Genomic DNA, 17,916 nt, shown 5'->3' with positions numbered 1-17,916 from the left:
TTTTTTAAAACGTTCGTCTTCTTATTTATTTGGAGAGGAATTATCATCTAACTCTGTGTAGATAACTTCGATTCCCGCCCGTTTTAATAACTCTATTCCATCTTCCAGGCGGTAATGCTCGGAATAAACTACCCGTTTGATTCCTGCCTGTATGATTAACTTTGCACATTCGATGCAAGGAGAGGCGGTGACGTACATGGTAGCACCGTCGCTACTGTTATTTGAACGCGCTATTTTGGTAATGGCATTGGCTTCCGCATGCAGAACGTATGGTTTTGTCAGGTTGTTTTCATCTTCACATACATTCTCGAATCCGGAAGGTGTTCCATTATATCCGTCGGAGATAATCATTTTATCCTTAACAATTAAAGCTCCTACTTTACGGCGTTGACAATAGGAATTTTCAGCCCATATACTGGCCATACGTATATAACGTTTGTCAAGTTCTAATTGTTTCTTTTCAGTGTCCATGTTGTTTACTATTTACTGCTTACTACCCGGAAAACCATACGGAAAGTTTGCTTACCGGATGCCGGTTTGTATAAAAGGTATAAGTTATTACTATCTCCTTCGTAAGATGTAGCTGCATTAAGCCCCTCTATAAAATTTTTGGCGAGTTTGTCGTCGCCATAACTACCTGCAGTGGTAACTGTAGCTTTGAAGCTATTGTTTTTGGCGTTGGCATTCCATTTTCCTTCAAAAGTACTGGTTGCAATTACAGTTCCTTTTATATTTCCGTTAATAACATCTCCATCTACTGTGCCATCAAATACAATATTATATGTACCGTTTTTATTAAGCTCTTTAATACTTGCTTTCTCTTGTTCTTCATTCTCCCAAAAGCCAAACATCTCATGACCTCCATCTACTGTGATATAATTTAGTTTCCAGGTTTTTCCTGTAAAGATAGCAGCTACATCGTCCGAATCATTACATCCTGAAAATAAAGGAAGCAATAAAAGCAATCCTACTATTTGAAATATACTTCTCTTCATATTTAATATCTAATAACTTAATACTTATTTCTTTATCCCATTTCTGATTAGCAAAGCATCAATGCTCGGTTCCTGTCCGCGGAAACGTTTATAAAGTATCATCGGATGTTCCGTTCCTCCTTTCGACAGAATATTATTGCGGAATGAGTCTGCCACTTCCTGATTGAATATCCCTTTTTGCTTGAATAATGAAAATGCGTCGGCATCCAATACTTCCGCCCATTTGTAGCTATAGTATCCGGCGGCATATCCACCGGCAAAGATGTGGGAGAATTGCGTACTCATACAAGCTTCTTGTACTACCGGCAATATTTGCGCATCCTTCCAGGCTTCTTGTTCATAAGCTTTCACATCTCCTTCAAAAGGAGTGTTGTGCGTATACCATGCCATATCAAGTAAACCGAAACTTATTTGTCGTAGACAAGCATACGCAACATTGAAGTTTGATGCATCTACAAGGCGTTTTATCAATTCATCCGGCAATACTTCTCCCGTCTGATAATGGCGGGCAAAGGTATTGAGGAAATCTTTCTCTATGGCGAAATTTTCCATAATTTGCGAGGGAAGCTCCACGAAATCCCAATATACATTGGTTCCACTTAAACTCCTGTAAGTAGAATTGGCAAACATACCGTGCAGACTATGCCCGAACTCATGCAAGAATGTTTCTACTTCATTGAAAGTCAATAAAGCGGGCTTATTCTCGGTTGGCTTGGTGAAGTTCATCACAACGGATACATGAGGGCGGCTGTTTTTACCGGTCTTTTTATCTATCCATTGGTCCTTATAACTCGTCATCCAGGCTCCGGCCCGCTTTCCCGGACGCGGATGGAAATCGGTGTATAAGACGGCTAAAAATTTACCGTCTTTATCAAACACTTCAAAGGCTTCTACCTCTTTATGGTAAACCGGAATTTCTGTATTTTTCCGGAAAGTGATTCCATATAACTTTTCTGCCAAGCCAAACACCCCTTTCTTCACTTGTTCCAGTTCGAAGTAAGGGCGGAGCATTTCTTCGTTGATATTGAATTTTTTGTCCTTTAGTTTATTTGAATAATAACTCCAGTCCCAAGGCATGACAACGAAATCAGCTCCCTGTTCTTCGCGAGCCAGTTCTTGTATCTCTTTATATTCTTGTTGTGCAGTAGGAGTGTATGCTTCCAGCAGTTGGTTGAGCAGCTTGTATACCGACTTGCTGTTTTCAGCCATTCTTTTCTTTAGCGTATATTCCGCATAATCTTTGTATCCCAGTAACTGGGCTATTTTCATGCGTGTATTGGCTATCTTTTTTACGATGTCGATATTATTGAATTCGTTATCGTGTGTACATTTGGTATTATAAGCCATATAGAGTTTTTGACGTAAATCCCGATTGTCAGAATACGTCATGAAAGGAATATAGCTCGGAGCGTGAAGTGTGAATGCCCATCCTTCTTTTTCTTCGTTCTTGGCCGTTTCTGCAGCTGCTTCTATGATAATTTCAGGTAGTCCGGCGAGGCTCTCTTTTTTCGTTAACAGCATTTGATAAGCATTCGTCTCTTTCAGGTTGTTTTCACTGAAGGTAAGCGTCAATTTACTCAATTCGGTAGTCAGACGACGGTATTCTTCCCGTGCTTCTCCTTCTAAATTGGCGCCATGACGAATAAAACTGTTATATGCATTTTCCAGTAACTGTTTTTGTTCCTGTGTCAGTTGCAAAGTCTCTTTTTGGTTATACACTTCCTTCACACGTGCGAATAGCTTTTCGTTCAGTGTGATATTATTGCTGTGTTCACTAAGCAACGGCATAATCTTTTGAGCGAGTTCTTGTAGATCGTCATTCGTTTCTGCGCTCAACATATTACCGAAGACGGCAACTACTTTGTCAAGTAATTTCCCTGACTCTTCGAAAGCTTCTATCGTATTGGTAAAATCTGCCTTTTCCGGATTCTGTATGATGGCCTCTATTTCAGCATTTTGTAGCTTGATTCCTTCGAGGATAGCAGGCTCATAATGTTCAGTTTCAATCCGGTCGAACGGCACGGCTTCGTGCGGCGTGTGGTATTGCCCGTAGAAAGGATTCTGGGCATTTGTTATATTGTTCATAGTGCAAACTAGTATCAATGTTATTAATAATCTCTCCATAGAATTACAAAGCTACTAAAATTGTAGCTTATTCAACGGATAACACGTTGCTTTTTAACAATATATAAAATGAAATGTATAAAAAAACCGCTACGGTTTCTCGCAGCGGTTTCTATATTGTTCAGGCTTCTAATTAAGCGTTAACTGATGCCATGTGAGCGATCAAGTCAAGAACTTTGTTAGAGTAACCGATTTCGTTGTCATACCAAGATACAACTTTAACGAAAGTATCAGTCAAAGCGATACCTGCTTTAGCGTCGAAGATAGAAGTACGAGCGTCACCCAAGAAGTCAGAAGAAACTACTGCATCTTCAGTGTAACCCAGGATACCTTTCAATTCGCCTTCAGAAGCTTCTTTCATTGCAGCGCAGATTTCAGCGTAAGTAGCCGGTTTAGCCAAGTTAACTGTCAAGTCAACTACAGATACGTCCAAAGTCGGAACACGCATAGACATACCAGTCAATTTGCCGTTCAATGCAGGGATTACTTTACCTACAGCTTTAGCAGCACCAGTAGAAGAAGGAATGATGTTGCCAGAAGCAGCACGACCACCTCTCCAGTCTTTCATAGAAGGACCGTCAACTGTTTTCTGAGTAGCAGTTGTAGAGTGAACTGTAGTCATCAAACCGTCAAGGATACCGAACTTGTCATTCAATACTTTAGCGATAGGAGCCAAACAGTTAGTAGTACAAGAAGCGTTAGATACGAATTGAGTACCTTTTACATATGTTTTTTCGTTTACACCGCAAACGAACATCGGAGTGTCATCTTTAGAAGGAGCTGACATTACAACATATTTTGCACCAGCTTCGATGTGAGCCTGAGCTTTGTCTTTGCTCAAGAACAAACCTGTAGATTCAACAACGTATTCTGCACCTACTTCATTCCATTTCAAGTCAGCCGGATTTCTTTCAGCTGTGATACGGATAGCTTGACCGTTAACGATCAGTTTGCTGTTTTCAACATCTGCTTCGATAGTACCGTTGAACTGTCCGTGCATTGTGTCATACTTCAGCATGTAAGCCAAGTAATCAACCGGGCAAAGGTCATTGATACCTACGATTTGAATATCGTTTCTCTCCATTGCAGCGCGGAAAACGAAACGTCCGATACGTCCGAATCCATTAATACCTACTTTAATCATTTTGTTTAAACTTTTAAGGGTTTTATAATATTTGTTCAAATATCTCTCGACCTGCGCACTTGTTTTATTTTCAAATGCGGTGCAAAATTACAAAAATGTTTTTATATTCGCATATTAAATTCACATTAAATATTGAAAAAAGATGGGAAAGAGCACATTTTTACAGGACTTTAAGGCGTTTGCTATGAAAGGTAACGTCATAGACATGGCTGTCGGTGTAGTTATTGGTGGTGCGTTTGGAAAAATCGTATCATCATTGGTTGCTAATGTTATTATGCCTCCGATTGGTTTACTGGTTGGCGGTGTGAACTTTACGGATTTGAAATGGGTGATGAAAGCGGCGGAGATCGGTGCTGACGGTAAGGAGATAGCTCCGGCTGTGACATTGGATTATGGTCAGTTTCTGCAAGCCACCTTTGATTTTCTGATTATTGCTTTTGCTATATTCTTATTTATACGGTTGATTACGAAACTGACAACTAAAAAACAGGCAGAAGTGCCAGCTACTCCTCCGGCTCCTCCTGCACCAACGAAGGAAGAAGTCTTGTTGACGGAGATACGCGATTTGCTGAAAGAAAAGAATAGTTGATTCTAATTAAAATAAAGGAGATTCCAAGTATAAACTTGTGAATCTCCTTTATTTTTCTCTTCATTATTAATATAGATTGCGTACTTTTTTCTACTTTTGCAACTCAATTTATTCAAAATCCAACCATTGATATGCAGGAAAAAATAATAATTCTTGATTTCGGTTCGCAGACAACACAGCTTATAGGCCGTCGTGTACGTGAATTGGATACGTATTGTGAAATTGTTCCTTATAACAAATTTCCTAAAGAAGACCCTACTATTAAAGGAGTCATTCTCTCCGGAAGTCCTTTCTCGGTTTACGATAAAGATGCTTTCAAAGTAGATTTGAGTGAAATTCGTGGTAAATATCCGATATTGGGTATTTGTTATGGTGCACAATTTATGTCATACACCAATGGCGGAAAAGTGGAACCAGCCGGAACACGCGAATATGGACGTGCTCACTTGACTTCTTTCTGCAAAGATAATGTGCTATTTAAAGGTGTACGTGATGGATCGCAGGTATGGATGAGTCATGGAGATACGATTACTGCTATTCCTGATAATTTCAAGAAAATAGCTTCAACAGATAAAGTCGAGATTGCTGCTTATCAGGTAGAAGGTGAGCAAGTGTGGGGTGTTCAATTCCATCCGGAAGTATTCCATAGTGAAGACGGAACTCAAATCCTGAAGAACTTTGTGGTAGATGTTTGCGGTTGCAAACAAGACTGGTCGCCGGCTTCTTTCATTGAAAGTACGGTTGCCGAGCTGAAAGCGCAGTTGGGGGATGATAAAGTCGTTCTCGGTTTGAGTGGCGGAGTTGATTCTTCAGTTGCAGCAGTGTTGTTAAACAAGGCTATCGGTAAGAACTTGACTTGTATCTTTGTAGATCACGGTATGCTACGTAAGAATGAGTTCAAGAATGTGATGAAGGATTACGAGTGTCTCGGTCTGAATGTGATTGGCGTTGATGCCAGCGCTAAGTTCTTCGCAGAACTGGCTGGTGTGGCTGAACCGGAAAGTAAGCGTAAGATTATAGGTAAGGGCTTCATCGATGTATTTGATGTGGAGGCTCACAAGATAAAAGACGTGAAATGGCTGGCGCAGGGTACCATTTATCCGGATTGTATTGAGTCATTGTCTATTACGGGCACAGTGATAAAGAGCCATCATAATGTAGGCGGTCTTCCTGAAAAGATGAATCTGAAGTTGTGTGAACCGCTTCGTTTGTTATTTAAGGATGAAGTGCGCCGGGTAGGTCGTGAGCTGGGTATGCCGGAGCATCTGATTACTCGTCATCCGTTCCCGGGACCGGGACTGGCAGTGCGTATTTTGGGAGATATTACTCCTGAAAAAGTACGTATTCTGCAGGATGCTGACGATATCTTCATCCAGGGATTGCGTGACTGGGGATTGTATGATAAAGTATGGCAGGCAGGAGTTATCTTGTTGCCGGTACAGTCTGTGGGCGTAATGGGAGATGAACGTACTTATGAAAGAGCGGTTGCTTTGCGTGCTGTGACATCTACAGATGCCATGACGGCTGATTGGGCACATTTACCTTATGAATTTATGGGTAAGGTATCGAATGATATTATTAATAAGGTGAAAGGAGTGAACCGTGTAACCTATGATATCAGTTCCAAGCCGCCAGCAACCATTGAATGGGAATAATAACATTATCCATCATAAAAATAGCCTCAACAGGAATTTCCGTTGAGGCTATTTTTATGATGGATAGTTTTTTTTTTTTTGATTGCTCAGTCCGTATCTACTCGCTTACCAGCTTTTGTGCGTCCGGAATAAGAATCTCTTTCCGGCGTAACTCTAATAATCCTTTGTCTTGTAGCTCGTTGAGTGCTTTCGATGTATTCAACCGGGTATCATCTAAGTAGCGGGCAAGGTCGTCCATTTTTACTTTGAATATCTTTTCTCCCTGCGCCTTTTCACAATGTAACAGGAAAAAGCGAATGATTTTCTCTCTTAAATCCTGTGTCGGCTCTTCCCATAAACGTGAGTAAAGATTTTGTGCCCGGTTACTTACGATGTTCATATAGTTCAGCCGGAATATTTCATATTTGAACAGGTCGCTAAGTACGAATGCTTTGCTGATACTGACGGTATGCGCTTCCGTATGTGCCACATAAGCAGAAGTGTAATGGGTATTCATGCCAAACAACGACTGTGGTTCCAGCAGATAAGGTGCTTCCATCTGTTCGATGACGGTGTATATATTTTCTTTGGAACTTGTGACGATAGAAACCTCTCCTTTTAATAGGAAGCAGAGTTGTTTACACGGACTACCACTCTCTATGATAGTTTCTCCCACTTTATGCTTGATAAAGTGTAGCTTGACCTTATCCAGAATACTTGTGAAATCTTCATGACAAAGACCTTGAAATAAAGGCAATTGGAGCAAAGTGTCGAACATTGTTTCCATATGTTGTAATCTCTTGTTAATCGTACAAATTTACTCATAATACAATACTGCTGTCAACATCTGACCGTTCTTTTTGTTTTTTTTATTGTTTGAATGCATAAAAATAGAGTATATTTGCAGAAAAAAAGGAGGGAATTATGTTCGCAGGCTTCAATTGGCAGCAGATGATTAGTGCGTTTATCGTACTTTTTGCCGTGATAGATATTATCGGCTCTATACCTATTATAATTAACCTGAAAGAAAAAGGGAAAGATGTGAATGCAATGAAAGCTACTGTCATCTCTTTTGCTTTGCTGATCGGATTTTTCTATGCGGGAGATATGATGCTGAAACTCTTTCATGTAGATATTGAATCGTTTGCAGTAGCCGGTGCATTTGTCATTTTCCTTATGTCTTTGGAGATGATTCTGGATATTGAGATTTTCAAGAACCAGGGTCCTATCAAAGAAGCAACTTTGGTGCCGCTTGTCTTTCCTCTGTTGGCAGGTGCCGGAGCTTTCACCACTTTGCTTTCTCTTCGGGCAGAATATGCCAGTGTTAATATCATTATAGCTTTAGTCTTGAATATGATCTGGGTTTACTTTGTAGTGAGTATGACCGGTCGTGTAGAACGTTTCCTGGGAAAAGGAGGCATCTATATTATTCGTAAATTCTTTGGTATCATCTTATTAGCTATTTCTGTGAGGTTGTTTACAGCCAATATAACGTTATTGATTGAGGCGTTGCATCGGTCTTGATTTTCTTATTAAATTGAAAGCTATTGTATCGGATGTGCCATCGTGTTGGCACAACTGTGACATGTCTTTGTCGCAATCGTGCCACTTTGATGTCACAAGTGTGCCAATGTGGTGGCACGAGTTGGCATTTATAACGTTTCTTCTTCTTCTGCTGCTGTTGTTTCTTCTTCTGTATTTTCTTCCTCTTCCATTTCGTCCGCAAAAGGTTCCGGGCGTTGCGGTCCGTGATTTACGAAAACGAAAGCACAGAGTGTCCCCATAATTCCTCCGCTAAGATGTCCTTCCCACGACATATTGGTGGGGGAGAAATAAGGAAACATATGCCATATAATCCCTCCATATAAAAAGGTGACAAGTAAAGAGATGGCAATGAGTGGAATATATTTGCGGAGAATACCACTGAAAAAGAGAAAGAAGGCAAGTCCGTAAATTAATCCGCTGGCACCAATGTGCCATCCCGGTTTTCCAATCAGGAAAGTAAGTAGTCCGCCTCCGAGCCAGATTAGGATAAAAATCTTACCTGCTATCCCCCGGTAAAAGTAAAAAAGACACCATGACAAGAAAAATAAAGGAATTGTATTTGCCAGTAAATGACTAAATCCGCTGTGTATCAATGGGTGAGTTAAAATACCTACCAGCCCCCGTTTCTCCATAGGATATACCCCCAAGCGAGAGAAGTCCCAGTCCATTCCGACTTCCATAATCTTGAGTATATAGAGAATAAAAATAGGAAACAAAGGCTTTGCTGCAGCCAGCATGATACGCTGAATATCTTGCTTCATGACATTCTTTTCTTTAGATATTTTACGCAATACTACGAATATTTGCACAAAATCTGAAAATAAAAAGCCTTTTTATTTTTGTTTTTATCTATAATTTGTACATTTGGGCGTTATACCCGTTGTATATGATGCTACAGTCCATATATGCGGTATGTAACAATAAATAGATATATGATATAATGACCAATAAATTAACCTTTAATAATGCACAACTATGAGTTATTTACGATTTGACAAGACCCTCATGACGAATCTGGAAGAGTCTCTTCAAAGAGAAATCCTCCGGACGAACAAAGCAGGAGCTTATCATTGTACGACGATTGTTGATTGTAACACACGCAAATATCACGGCCTGTTGGTAATTCCAGTTCCCAATATCGACGATGAAAATCATGTGCTGCTATCTTCTCTTGATGAAACGGTAATTCAACACGGTGCGGAGTTTAACTTGGGATTGCACAAATATCAGGGAAACAACTTTAGTCCTAACGGACACAAGTATATCCGCGAGTTTGATTGTGAGCATATCCCGGCAACAACTTACCGTGTCGGAGGTGTTATCCTCCGCAAAGAAAAAATCTTTGTACATCATGAAAATAGAATCCTGATTCGTTATACTTTGCTGGATGCGCATTCGGCTACGACTTTGCGCTTCCGCCCGTTCCTCGCTTTCAGGAGTGTACGTGAGTACACACATGAAAATGCGCAGGCAAGCCGCGAGTATCAACTTGTGGAAAATGGTATTAAAACCTGTATGTATCCCGGATATCCGGAACTATATATGCAGTTGAATAAAAAGTGTGAGTTTCATTTCATGCCTGACTGGTATCGGGGTATTGAATACCCGAAAGAACAAGAGCGTGGGTATGACTTCAATGAAGACCTTTATGTTCCCGGTTATTTTGAGGTGGATATAAAGAAAGGGGAGAGCATCGTATTCTCTGCCGGAACTTCAGAAGTGACTCCCCGTAGATTGAAACAAACATTTGAGGCTGAAGTGCTTGATCGTACCCCTCGTGATAGCTTTTACCATTGTCTGAAGAATTCCGCTCATCAGTTCCATAACCAGCAGGAAGACGAACATTATATTCTTGCCGGTTATCCGTGGTTTAAATGTCGTGCACGTGATATGTTCATTGCCCTGCCGGGACTGACGCTTGCGCTCGATGAGGTCGATCAGTTTGAGGATGTGATGAAAACGGCGGAAAAGGCAATTCGCAATTTTATAAATGAAGAACCAGTAGGCTACAAGATTTATGAAATGGAGCATCCTGACGTTTTGCTTTGGGCTGTCTGGGCTTTGCAGCAATATGCAAAAGAAACTTCCCGTGAGCAATGTCGTCAGAAATACGGAGAACTTCTGAAAGATATAATGGAGTTTATTCGTCAGCGGAAACATGAGAATCTTTTCTTGCATGATAATGGATTACTTTTTGCCAACGGTACGGATAAGGCGATTACATGGATGAATTCTACAGTGAACGGACATCCGGTGATTCCTCGTACGGGGTATATTGTTGAATTTAATGCGTTGTGGTATAATGCGTTGCGTTTTATAGCTGATTTGGTGCGCGAAGGAGGAGACGTATACTTGGCGGATGAACTCGATGCGCAGGCAGAAGTAACCGGAAAGTCTTTTGTCGAGGTATTCCGTAACGAATATGGTTATCTGCTTGATTATGTAGACGGTAATATGATGGATTGGAGTGTACGTCCTAACATGATATTTACCGTAGCGTTTGATTATTCTCCTTTGGATCGTGCACAAAAGAAACAGGTGCTTGATATTGTGACCAAAGAGCTGCTCACTCCGAAAGGAATTCGTTCGTTGAGTCCGAAGAGTGGCGGATATAATCCGAACTATGTAGGTCCGCAGATACAACGTGATTATGCTTATCATCAGGGAACGGCTTGGCCTTGGTTGATGGGGTTCTATCTGGAAGCTTATCTTCGAATTTATAAGATGAGCGGATTGTCATTCGTTGAACGCCAACTGATTAGTTATGATGACGAAATGACAAGTCATTGTGTTGGTTCCATTCCCGAGCTATTCGATGGGAACCCGCCTTTCAAAGGACGCGGCGCAGTATCGTTTGCGATGAATGTAGCAGAAATACTGCGTGTCTTAAAGCTACTGTCTAAGTATTATTAAAAAAGGAGGAACGAAGATGAAAGTTTTAATGTTTGGATGGGAATTCCCTCCCAAAATATATGGTGGTCTTGCGGTTGCTTCTTATGGAATAACTAAAGGATTGAGTCTGCAAGGTGATATGGAGACGATTTTCTGTATGCCTAAACCGAGCGGTGAAGAAGAAAAGTTCTTGAAAATAATCGGTATGAATCAAGTACCCATCGTGTGGCGTGATGTCAACTACGACTACTTGAAGTCCCGCTTGTTGGAAATGACACCGGAAGAATATTACTCTTTCCGCGATCATATTTATGCCGATTTTTCTTATATGCATGTGAATGATTTGGGGTGTATGGAGTTTGCTGGTGGTTATCCCGGGAACTTGCACGAAGAAATTAATAATTTCTCGATCATTGCCGGAGTAGTAGCCCGTCAGCAGGAGTTTGATATCATTCATGCGCATGACTGGCTGACTTACCCTGCCGGAGTACATGCCAAAATGGTTAGCGGAAAGCCGCTTTGCATCCATGTGCATGCTACGGATTTTGACCGTTCTCGTGGCAAAGTCAATCCTACTGTTTATTCGATTGAGAAGAATGGTATGGATCATGCCGATTGTATCATGTGCGTATCCGAGCTTACTCGTCGCACTGTTATTAACGAGTATCATCAGGACCCCAGAAAGGTATTTGCCATGCATAATGCTGTTTATCCATTGTCGCAGGAACTGCTGGATATTCCACGTCCCGATCACTCAAAAGAAAAGGTGGTCACTTTCCTTGGACGTATTACGATGCAGAAAGGACCGGAATATTTTGTAGAAGCTGCTGCGCTTGTATTGCAGCGTACTCGTAATATTCGTTTTGTAATGGCGGGGTCAGGCGATATGTTGAATGCCATGATTAACTTGGTTGCTGAACGTGGTATTGCCGATCGATTCCACTTCCCGGGCTTCATGAAAGGCAGACAGGTATATGAGGTTTATAAGAACAGTGATGTATTTGTCATGCCGTCTGTCTCTGAACCTTTCGGTATCGCTCCGCTGGAAGCCATGCAGTGTGGAACACCTTCCATCATTTCTAAGCAGTCTGGATGTGGCGAGATTCTTGATAAGGTGATAAAAACTGACTATTGGGATATTCATGCAATGGCTGACGCTATCCATTCTCTGTGTACCAATCCGTCTCTTTTCGAATATCTCAAAGAAGAGGGAAAGAAGGAAGTAGATGGGATTACGTGGGAAAAAGTTGGCTTGAGAATCCGTGCTCTCTACGAGTCTGTGTTAAGAAACTATGGTAAATAACAAAACAATAAATAAAATGAGAACTATCTGTCTTTATTTTGAAATACATCAAATTATCCATTTGAAACGTTATCGTTTCTTCGATATTGGTAATGACCATTATTATTATGATGATTATGCCAACGAAACGGGTATGAATGAGGTCGCTGAACGTTCGTATATTCCTGCTCTCAATGCGTTGATCGAGATGGCGAAAAACTCGGGTGGTGCTTTTAAAGTAGCACTTTCTATCTCGGGAGTAGCCTTGGAACAATTGGAAATTCATGCTCCGGCAGTCATTGATTTATTGCATCAGTTAAATGAAACTGGTTGTTGTGAGTTCTTATGTGAACCTTATTCGCATGGTTTGTCTTCACTGGCTAACGAGGATTGCTTCCGTGAAGAAGTACTTCGTCAACGTGATAAGATGAAACAGATGTTTGGCAAAGAACCGAAAGTGTTCCGCAACTCTAGTCTGATTTATTCTGATGAAATTGGTGGATTGGTAGCTTCTATGGGCTTCAAGGGGATGTTGACGGAAGGTGCTAAACATGTGTTGGGGTGGAAGAGTCCGCATTATGTTTATCACTGTAATCAAGCTCCAAGTCTTAAGCTCTTGTTGCGGGATTTCAAACTCTCTGACGACATCAGTTTGCGCTTTTCTAATTCGGAGTGGGCGGAATATCCGTTGTTTGCTGATAAGTATATTAATTGGATCGATGCATTGCCGCAAGAAGAGCAAGTTATTAATATCTTTATGGAATTGAGTTCGCTTGGTATGGCTCAACCGTTATCCTCTAATATTCTTGAATTCTTAAAAGCGTTGCCGGAATGTGCAAAGGCTAAGGGAATTACTTTCTCTACACCGACTGAAATTGTAACGAAGCTGAAATCAGTATCACAACTCAATGTTGCATATCCGATGTCGTGGGTGGATGAAGAGAGAGATACTAGTTGTTGGCTGGGTAATGTTATGCAACGCGAGGCTTTTAATAAATTGTATAGTGTAGCTGAACGTGTTCATTTGTGTGACGACCGTCGTATCAAACAGGATTGGGATTATTTGCAGGCTAGCAATAACTTCCGTTTTATGACAACGAAGAATAATGGTATGTGGTTGAATCGTGGAATCTATGATTCTCCTTATGATGCTTTCACTAACTATATGAATATTCTGGGTGACTTTATCAAACGGGTAGATGCACTATATCCTGCCGATGTAGACAGTGAAGAATTAAATTCTTTATTGACTACCATTAAGAATCAGGGGGATGAGATTACTGAATTGGAAAAGATATTGGCTAAATTACAGGCAAAAGTAGAAGCGGCAAAGAAAACGGTGGTCAAAAAGGCTACTAATGCTAAAGAGCCGGTAGTAAAAGAAAAAGCTGTTGATAAATCAAAACCTGCTGTAAAGAAAGCTGCAGTTAAGAAAGCAACAGCCGAGCCGAAGAAGGCTACGGGGAAAGCTAAGAAGGCTTAAATAAACAGTATAAAAACTTGTTATATAGAACCGTGAGTAAGAGAAAATCAGACTCACGGTTTTTTGTGGGGGTAATGCATATTTGTGTGGTTACCCTGTCCAATATTAATAAAAATAGCGCAAGTTACATAAGTGACCTGCGCTATTTTTATTAATATGGATAATCTTTATTTTGTACTCTTGAATTGAGTTGAAACTACTTCTAGTTTGAGAACATATTTTTGATCATATTCATATATAGGTTCTCCTTTTTCATTATACATTATATTTCCATCTTTATCTTTTTTAAGTACTAAATTTTCTCCCAATTTTCCACCCTTTAGACGTACATATCCAGGTTTCAAATCATGCTGTATGCTAATAATGTTGCTAGATGTTCCATAATAACTATTACTACTTGACGAATCATAAGTTACTAAGACAGGAATTAATACAACTTTATTCCAGTCAGGGTTATTATTTTCCCATGCCTTTTCATCCCACGAACTACCAGCTTTTTTTCTAGCTTCCTCTTTATCTACGATACATGCATTAATCAGCTGGGTTATATTGTTGAAACTATACTGGTTGATATTACTACTGTGGCTTGTTAAGTATGATGAAATTCCATCGGTTAACTTGTTTTCTTTAAAGAAAGAATCTTTTTCTTTCTTTCGTATTAGCATAACATTAGATGGAATAGACATGCCAAATTTTTTGTCAGCAGGTTGATTATAGTTTGTGAATGTTAATTTTACGGCATTCAATGTGTCACCAGCTAATACATTTGCGATAGAATCAATAGGAAGAGTTGCTTGGGTAAAAATGCCTGCCGGAGTCTTTAGATAAGTTTTGTCCCAGTTTTCTTCTAAGTTGATTAAATTGTCTATCGTTTGTGTCTCATTTTTTAATTGATTGGCTTGAATTACTTCACGAGTAGTGGCAAAGGTACGATATCCATAGTAGGTCGAGTCTTTATATTTTCCATCTTCTTCTGCTACTTTCTTTTTCAATTTAATACCAGTGAGTGTATCAACTGCATAGCATTTATACACAACATTCATTTGAGCTTGGTTTATGTAAAGCACAGTACCATCACCATAATCACTTTTTACGTAAATGCCTTTGAATATTTTTCTGAATGTTTTATTATCAAAATTAACGCCAAATTTGTTAGCTTCTTGTATAATCTTTGTGCCAATTTCTATTGCAGCGTCCTGTTTAAAAGAAACATGTACGCTAGGTACATATGTACTGAGTTTGCGGATAGAATCTTTAACAGATAAATCGACTGCTGTATAGGCCTTAGTTCCCAGTAGATTTTCAGGATTATAAAATTCTTCAGGCTCAATATCTGTATAATATGCATTCTCTTGATTAAGTTCTTTTTCAGCCTCTCCTAGTTCGTAAACACTTAAACGACATGCAGTTAATGAATCTCCAAAATAGCTGCTATACCATAGGTAAAGTTCGATTGTATGGATGTTACCAATAATCTTATTTTCATCATCACGTATGAAAGTGACATCTTTATTATCTTCATTATCGTCCCCTACCATTATTTGAGTAGCTTTCCCTTTGCTGTCTAAAGCTGTCTTATTGTATACTCCAGGGAAAGTCATTCCTTCAGGGCAATTTAGTTGTGCCAAGAAACCTGCCTGATAAGTTCCGAATGTTTCATCAGTGAACTTACCTACATAACCGACATTTGTCATTGCATATATCTTACCGGCATGAACAGATTCGGTAATTACATCAAATGTAGATAGCTTTCCATTGATATCCCGGTCGCTTTCTGGAAACATTCTCAATCCCAGTCCGGCAGTGTTGTCATCACAACCCCAAAAGGTGATTGCCAGTAAAACTATTAAGGCGTATTTTGCTTTCATGATCGTCGTATCTTGATTTTTTTATTCTTCTTCGTTTGCAGTAGCATCCCATACCTGATCGTAGAACTCGTTGCAGGCATCTGCATAGTTTTCCGGGTTTTGGTAGTCAAGTACCAATTTGCCAGATTGGCGGGCATATTCAATAATAGACTCGTCTACCTTTTCGCTGTTTTGTATTACTCCGTCCGAATAATCAACGGCGAGTTTGCACAGAGCAGCATAGTCTACCGGCTCTTTCAAATCACCTAAATCTTTTTTAGAAATACCTTTCAGCATCAATTTGGCTGCGAAATCGTCGCTAAGTGTACTCTTGAAATCATCTTCATAAACAGAGAATACCACTTTAGCGTCGCGAAAAGAAGGTTCGTCTTTATAGGCTTTCTTAATATAAAGAGGAGCTAAAGCTGTCATCCAGCCATGACAGTGAATGACATCAGGACACCAGCGAAGTTTTTTCACTGTTTCCAATACACCGCGTGCATAGAAAACGGCACGGCTATCGTTATCATCATATTCTATACCATTTTCATCCGTTGTCTGCATACGATTCTGGAAATAATCATCGTTATCGATGAAATATACCTGCATGCGTGCGGATTGGATAGAAGCAACTTTTATAATCAAGGGGTGGTCAGTATCGTCGATAATCAGGTTCATACCAGAGAGGCGGATCACTTCGTGCAGTTGATTTCTGCGCTCATTGATATTTCCCCATTTAGGCATAAAGGTTCTGATTTCACGGCCTTTTTCTTGTATCGCCTGTGGAAGGTTTCTACCTATATTGGCCATTTCGGATTCTGAAACGTAAGGTGTAATCTCTTGAGTAATAAATAAAACTTTATTCGCCTTTGTCATAATAACAATAGTTCACTATAATATTCTGCAAAGATACGAAAAAAAAGACACATTAAATAAGATATTCTTTCTTTATGTGGCAAATATTAGTTTATTTTGCAGAGTTTTTGCAAACGAGTAAAACATAAACCAATTGACGAAAATGAAAGTAGTGCACACTATCAAGGACTTACAGGCAGAATTGGCTGTCCTAAGAGCCCAAGGTAAAAAGGTGGGACTGGTTCCTACAATGGGTGCTTTACATGCGGGACATGCATCTCTGGTAAAGCGCAGCGTAAGTGAGAATGGTGTAACTGTTGTGAGTGTTTTTGTGAATCCCACACAGTTTAACGATAAAAACGACTTGGAGAAATATCCGCGTACATTGGATGCAGATTGCCGTTTGTTGGAAGAATGCGGGGCGGATTTCGCTTTTGCTCCTTCAGTTAGCGAAATGTATCCGGAACCGGATACCCGTCAATTTAGCTATGCACCATTGGATACGGTGATGGAAGGTGCTTTCCGTCCAGGACATTTTAACGGTGTTTGCCAAATTGTTAGCAAGCTGTTTGATGCTGTACAGCCGGATCGTGCATATTTCGGAGAGAAAGACTTCCAGCAGTTAGCAATTATTCGTGAGATGGTTCGACAATTGAAATATAACCTTGAAATTGTAGGTTGTTCAATTGTACGTGAGGAAGACGGACTGGCATTGAGTAGCCGGAACAAACGTTTATCTGCAGAAGAACGTGAAAATGCTTTAAATATTTCTCGCACCTTATTTAAAAGTCGTAACTTTGCAGCCACTCATACAGTGAGCGAGACGCAAAAGATGGTTGAAGATGCGATTGAAGCCGCTCCGGGTTTGCGTATGGAGTATTTTGAGATCGTAGACGGAAACACATTGCAGAAAATTAGTAATTGGGAAGATACTTCCTACGCAGTAGGATGCATCACAGTGTTCTGTGGAGAAGTCCGGCTGATCGATAACATTAAATATAAAGAATAACTAAAAAGACGAAACCTTATGATGATTGAAGTGTTGAAGTCGAAAATTCATTGTGCACGTGTCACGGAGGCAAATCTGAACTACATGGGTAGTATCACGATTGATGAAGACCTGTTGGATGCTGCAAACATGATTCCGGGAGAGAAAGTGTATATCGCTGATAATAACAACGGTGAACGCTTTGAAACCTACATTATCAAAGGTGAACGCGGTTCGGGCAAAATTTGTCTGAATGGTGCTGCTGCCCGCAAGGTGCAACCCGATGATATTGTGATAATCATGTCCTATGCATTGATGGATTTTGAGGAAGCCAAGTCGTTTAAACCGGCTGTAATTTTCCCTGATCCTGCGACGAACAAAGTGGTAAAGTAGAAAGTATCTTTGATATTTGAAATGAGAAAAGAGGTTGTGTCAAAACGCTGACACAGCCTTTTTTTATGCGCAAAGCCCAGACTTTCTCAAGCCCGGGCTTTGTTATTACCCAAAGTTTTCGTATCTTTAGGTATAAAGTTTTTCG

General features: G+C 40.2%; 16 protein-coding genes. 8 read left to right on the top strand and 8 right to left on the bottom strand.

What is annotated here, in order from left to right:
- Nucleotides 1-21: 21 nt before the first annotated feature.
- The 4 genes from N5O98_RS21750 to gap form a co-directional block, all read right to left on the bottom strand.
- Complete coding sequence (locus tag N5O98_RS21750; RefSeq protein ID WP_004301773.1) at nucleotides 22-471, bottom strand: dCMP deaminase family protein; 450 nt, start codon at nucleotides 469-471, stop codon at nucleotides 22-24.
- Between the two features lie 8 nt (nucleotides 472-479).
- A complete protein-coding gene (locus tag N5O98_RS21745; protein ID WP_004301774.1) occupies nucleotides 480-995 on the bottom strand; it encodes a DUF4847 family protein in 516 nt (171 codons plus the stop codon).
- Nucleotides 996-1,019: 24 nt separating this feature from the next.
- Nucleotides 1,020-3,080, bottom strand: coding sequence for a M3 family metallopeptidase (locus N5O98_RS21740; RefSeq protein ID WP_004308572.1), 2,061 nt, complete (start codon nucleotides 3,078-3,080; stop codon nucleotides 1,020-1,022).
- Nucleotides 3,081-3,252: 172 nt separating this feature from the next.
- Nucleotides 3,253-4,263, bottom strand: coding sequence for a type I glyceraldehyde-3-phosphate dehydrogenase (gene gap / locus N5O98_RS21735; protein WP_004301776.1), 1,011 nt, complete (start codon nucleotides 4,261-4,263; stop codon nucleotides 3,253-3,255).
- Between the two features lie 142 nt (nucleotides 4,264-4,405).
- Between gap and mscL the strand changes: the two genes are divergently transcribed.
- Together mscL and guaA are read left to right on the top strand one after the other, a co-directional pair.
- Complete coding sequence (gene mscL, locus N5O98_RS21730; RefSeq protein WP_004301777.1) at nucleotides 4,406-4,852, top strand: large-conductance mechanosensitive channel protein MscL; 447 nt, start codon at nucleotides 4,406-4,408, stop codon at nucleotides 4,850-4,852.
- A gap of 131 nt (nucleotides 4,853-4,983) precedes the next feature.
- Nucleotides 4,984-6,507, top strand: coding sequence for a glutamine-hydrolyzing GMP synthase (guaA, locus tag N5O98_RS21725; protein WP_004304584.1), 1,524 nt, complete (start codon nucleotides 4,984-4,986; stop codon nucleotides 6,505-6,507).
- 97 nt (nucleotides 6,508-6,604) lie between these two features.
- On the opposite strand, the gene N5O98_RS21720 is transcribed toward guaA, so the two are convergent.
- On the bottom strand, nucleotides 6,605-7,273 hold the full coding sequence (locus N5O98_RS21720; RefSeq protein ID WP_004304586.1) for a Crp/Fnr family transcriptional regulator: 669 nt from the start codon (nucleotides 7,271-7,273) through the stop codon (nucleotides 6,605-6,607).
- Between the two features lie 137 nt (nucleotides 7,274-7,410).
- Here N5O98_RS21720 and N5O98_RS21715 point away from each other — a divergent pair, with 137 nt between their 5' ends.
- Nucleotides 7,411-8,010 carry a MarC family protein gene (locus N5O98_RS21715; protein WP_004301781.1) on the top strand — a complete coding sequence of 200 codons (600 nt, stop codon included), beginning with the start codon at nucleotides 7,411-7,413 and terminating at the stop codon, nucleotides 8,008-8,010.
- Between the two features lie 128 nt (nucleotides 8,011-8,138).
- On the opposite strand, the gene N5O98_RS21710 is transcribed toward N5O98_RS21715, so the two are convergent.
- Nucleotides 8,139-8,792 (bottom strand): rhomboid family intramembrane serine protease, encoded by a 654-nt coding sequence (locus tag N5O98_RS21710; RefSeq protein WP_004309014.1) that lies wholly within the window; start codon nucleotides 8,790-8,792, stop codon nucleotides 8,139-8,141.
- 214 nt (nucleotides 8,793-9,006) lie between these two features.
- Between N5O98_RS21710 and N5O98_RS21705 the strand changes: the two genes are divergently transcribed.
- The 3 genes from N5O98_RS21705 to N5O98_RS21695 are packed head-to-tail and all read left to right on the top strand — an operon-like array spanning nucleotide 9,007 to nucleotide 13,688.
- Nucleotides 9,007-10,944 carry a glycogen debranching enzyme N-terminal domain-containing protein gene (locus tag N5O98_RS21705; protein ID WP_004301783.1) on the top strand — a complete coding sequence of 646 codons (1,938 nt, stop codon included), beginning with the start codon at nucleotides 9,007-9,009 and terminating at the stop codon, nucleotides 10,942-10,944.
- A 16-nt stretch (nucleotides 10,945-10,960) separates the two neighbouring features.
- Nucleotides 10,961-12,226, top strand: coding sequence for a glycosyltransferase family 4 protein (locus tag N5O98_RS21700; RefSeq protein ID WP_004309013.1), 1,266 nt, complete (start codon nucleotides 10,961-10,963; stop codon nucleotides 12,224-12,226).
- A gap of 16 nt (nucleotides 12,227-12,242) precedes the next feature.
- A complete protein-coding gene (locus tag N5O98_RS21695; RefSeq protein ID WP_004309012.1) occupies nucleotides 12,243-13,688 on the top strand; it encodes a glycoside hydrolase family 57 protein in 1,446 nt (481 codons plus the stop codon).
- 167 nt (nucleotides 13,689-13,855) lie between these two features.
- On the opposite strand, the gene N5O98_RS21690 is transcribed toward N5O98_RS21695, so the two are convergent.
- Both N5O98_RS21690 and N5O98_RS21685 read right to left on the bottom strand, forming a co-directional pair.
- Complete coding sequence (locus N5O98_RS21690; RefSeq protein ID WP_004309010.1) at nucleotides 13,856-15,556, bottom strand: DUF4270 domain-containing protein; 1,701 nt, start codon at nucleotides 15,554-15,556, stop codon at nucleotides 13,856-13,858.
- Nucleotides 15,557-15,577: 21 nt separating this feature from the next.
- Nucleotides 15,578-16,411: a glycogen/starch synthase gene (locus N5O98_RS21685; protein ID WP_004304593.1), complete on the bottom strand. Its 834-nt coding sequence runs from the start codon at nucleotides 16,409-16,411 to the stop codon at nucleotides 15,578-15,580.
- A gap of 142 nt (nucleotides 16,412-16,553) precedes the next feature.
- On the opposite strand from N5O98_RS21685, the gene panC reads away from it, so the two are divergent.
- Nucleotides 16,554-17,399, top strand: coding sequence for a pantoate--beta-alanine ligase (gene panC / locus N5O98_RS21680; RefSeq protein ID WP_004309009.1), 846 nt, complete (start codon nucleotides 16,554-16,556; stop codon nucleotides 17,397-17,399).
- A gap of 18 nt (nucleotides 17,400-17,417) precedes the next feature.
- Nucleotides 17,418-17,771, top strand: a complete 354-nt coding sequence (panD, locus tag N5O98_RS21675; protein WP_004301789.1) for an aspartate 1-decarboxylase — start codon at nucleotides 17,418-17,420, stop codon at nucleotides 17,769-17,771.
- The last annotated feature ends 145 nt before the right edge of the window (nucleotides 17,772-17,916 follow it).

The sequence above is a fragment of the Bacteroides sp. LFL-34 genome (assembly GCF_027257075.1).
GTDB classification, from domain to species: domain Bacteria; phylum Bacteroidota; class Bacteroidia; order Bacteroidales; family Bacteroidaceae; genus Bacteroides; species Bacteroides ovatus.
Note: the sequence above shows the minus strand (reverse complement) of the source record. Positions and strands in the feature narration are given on the sequence as shown.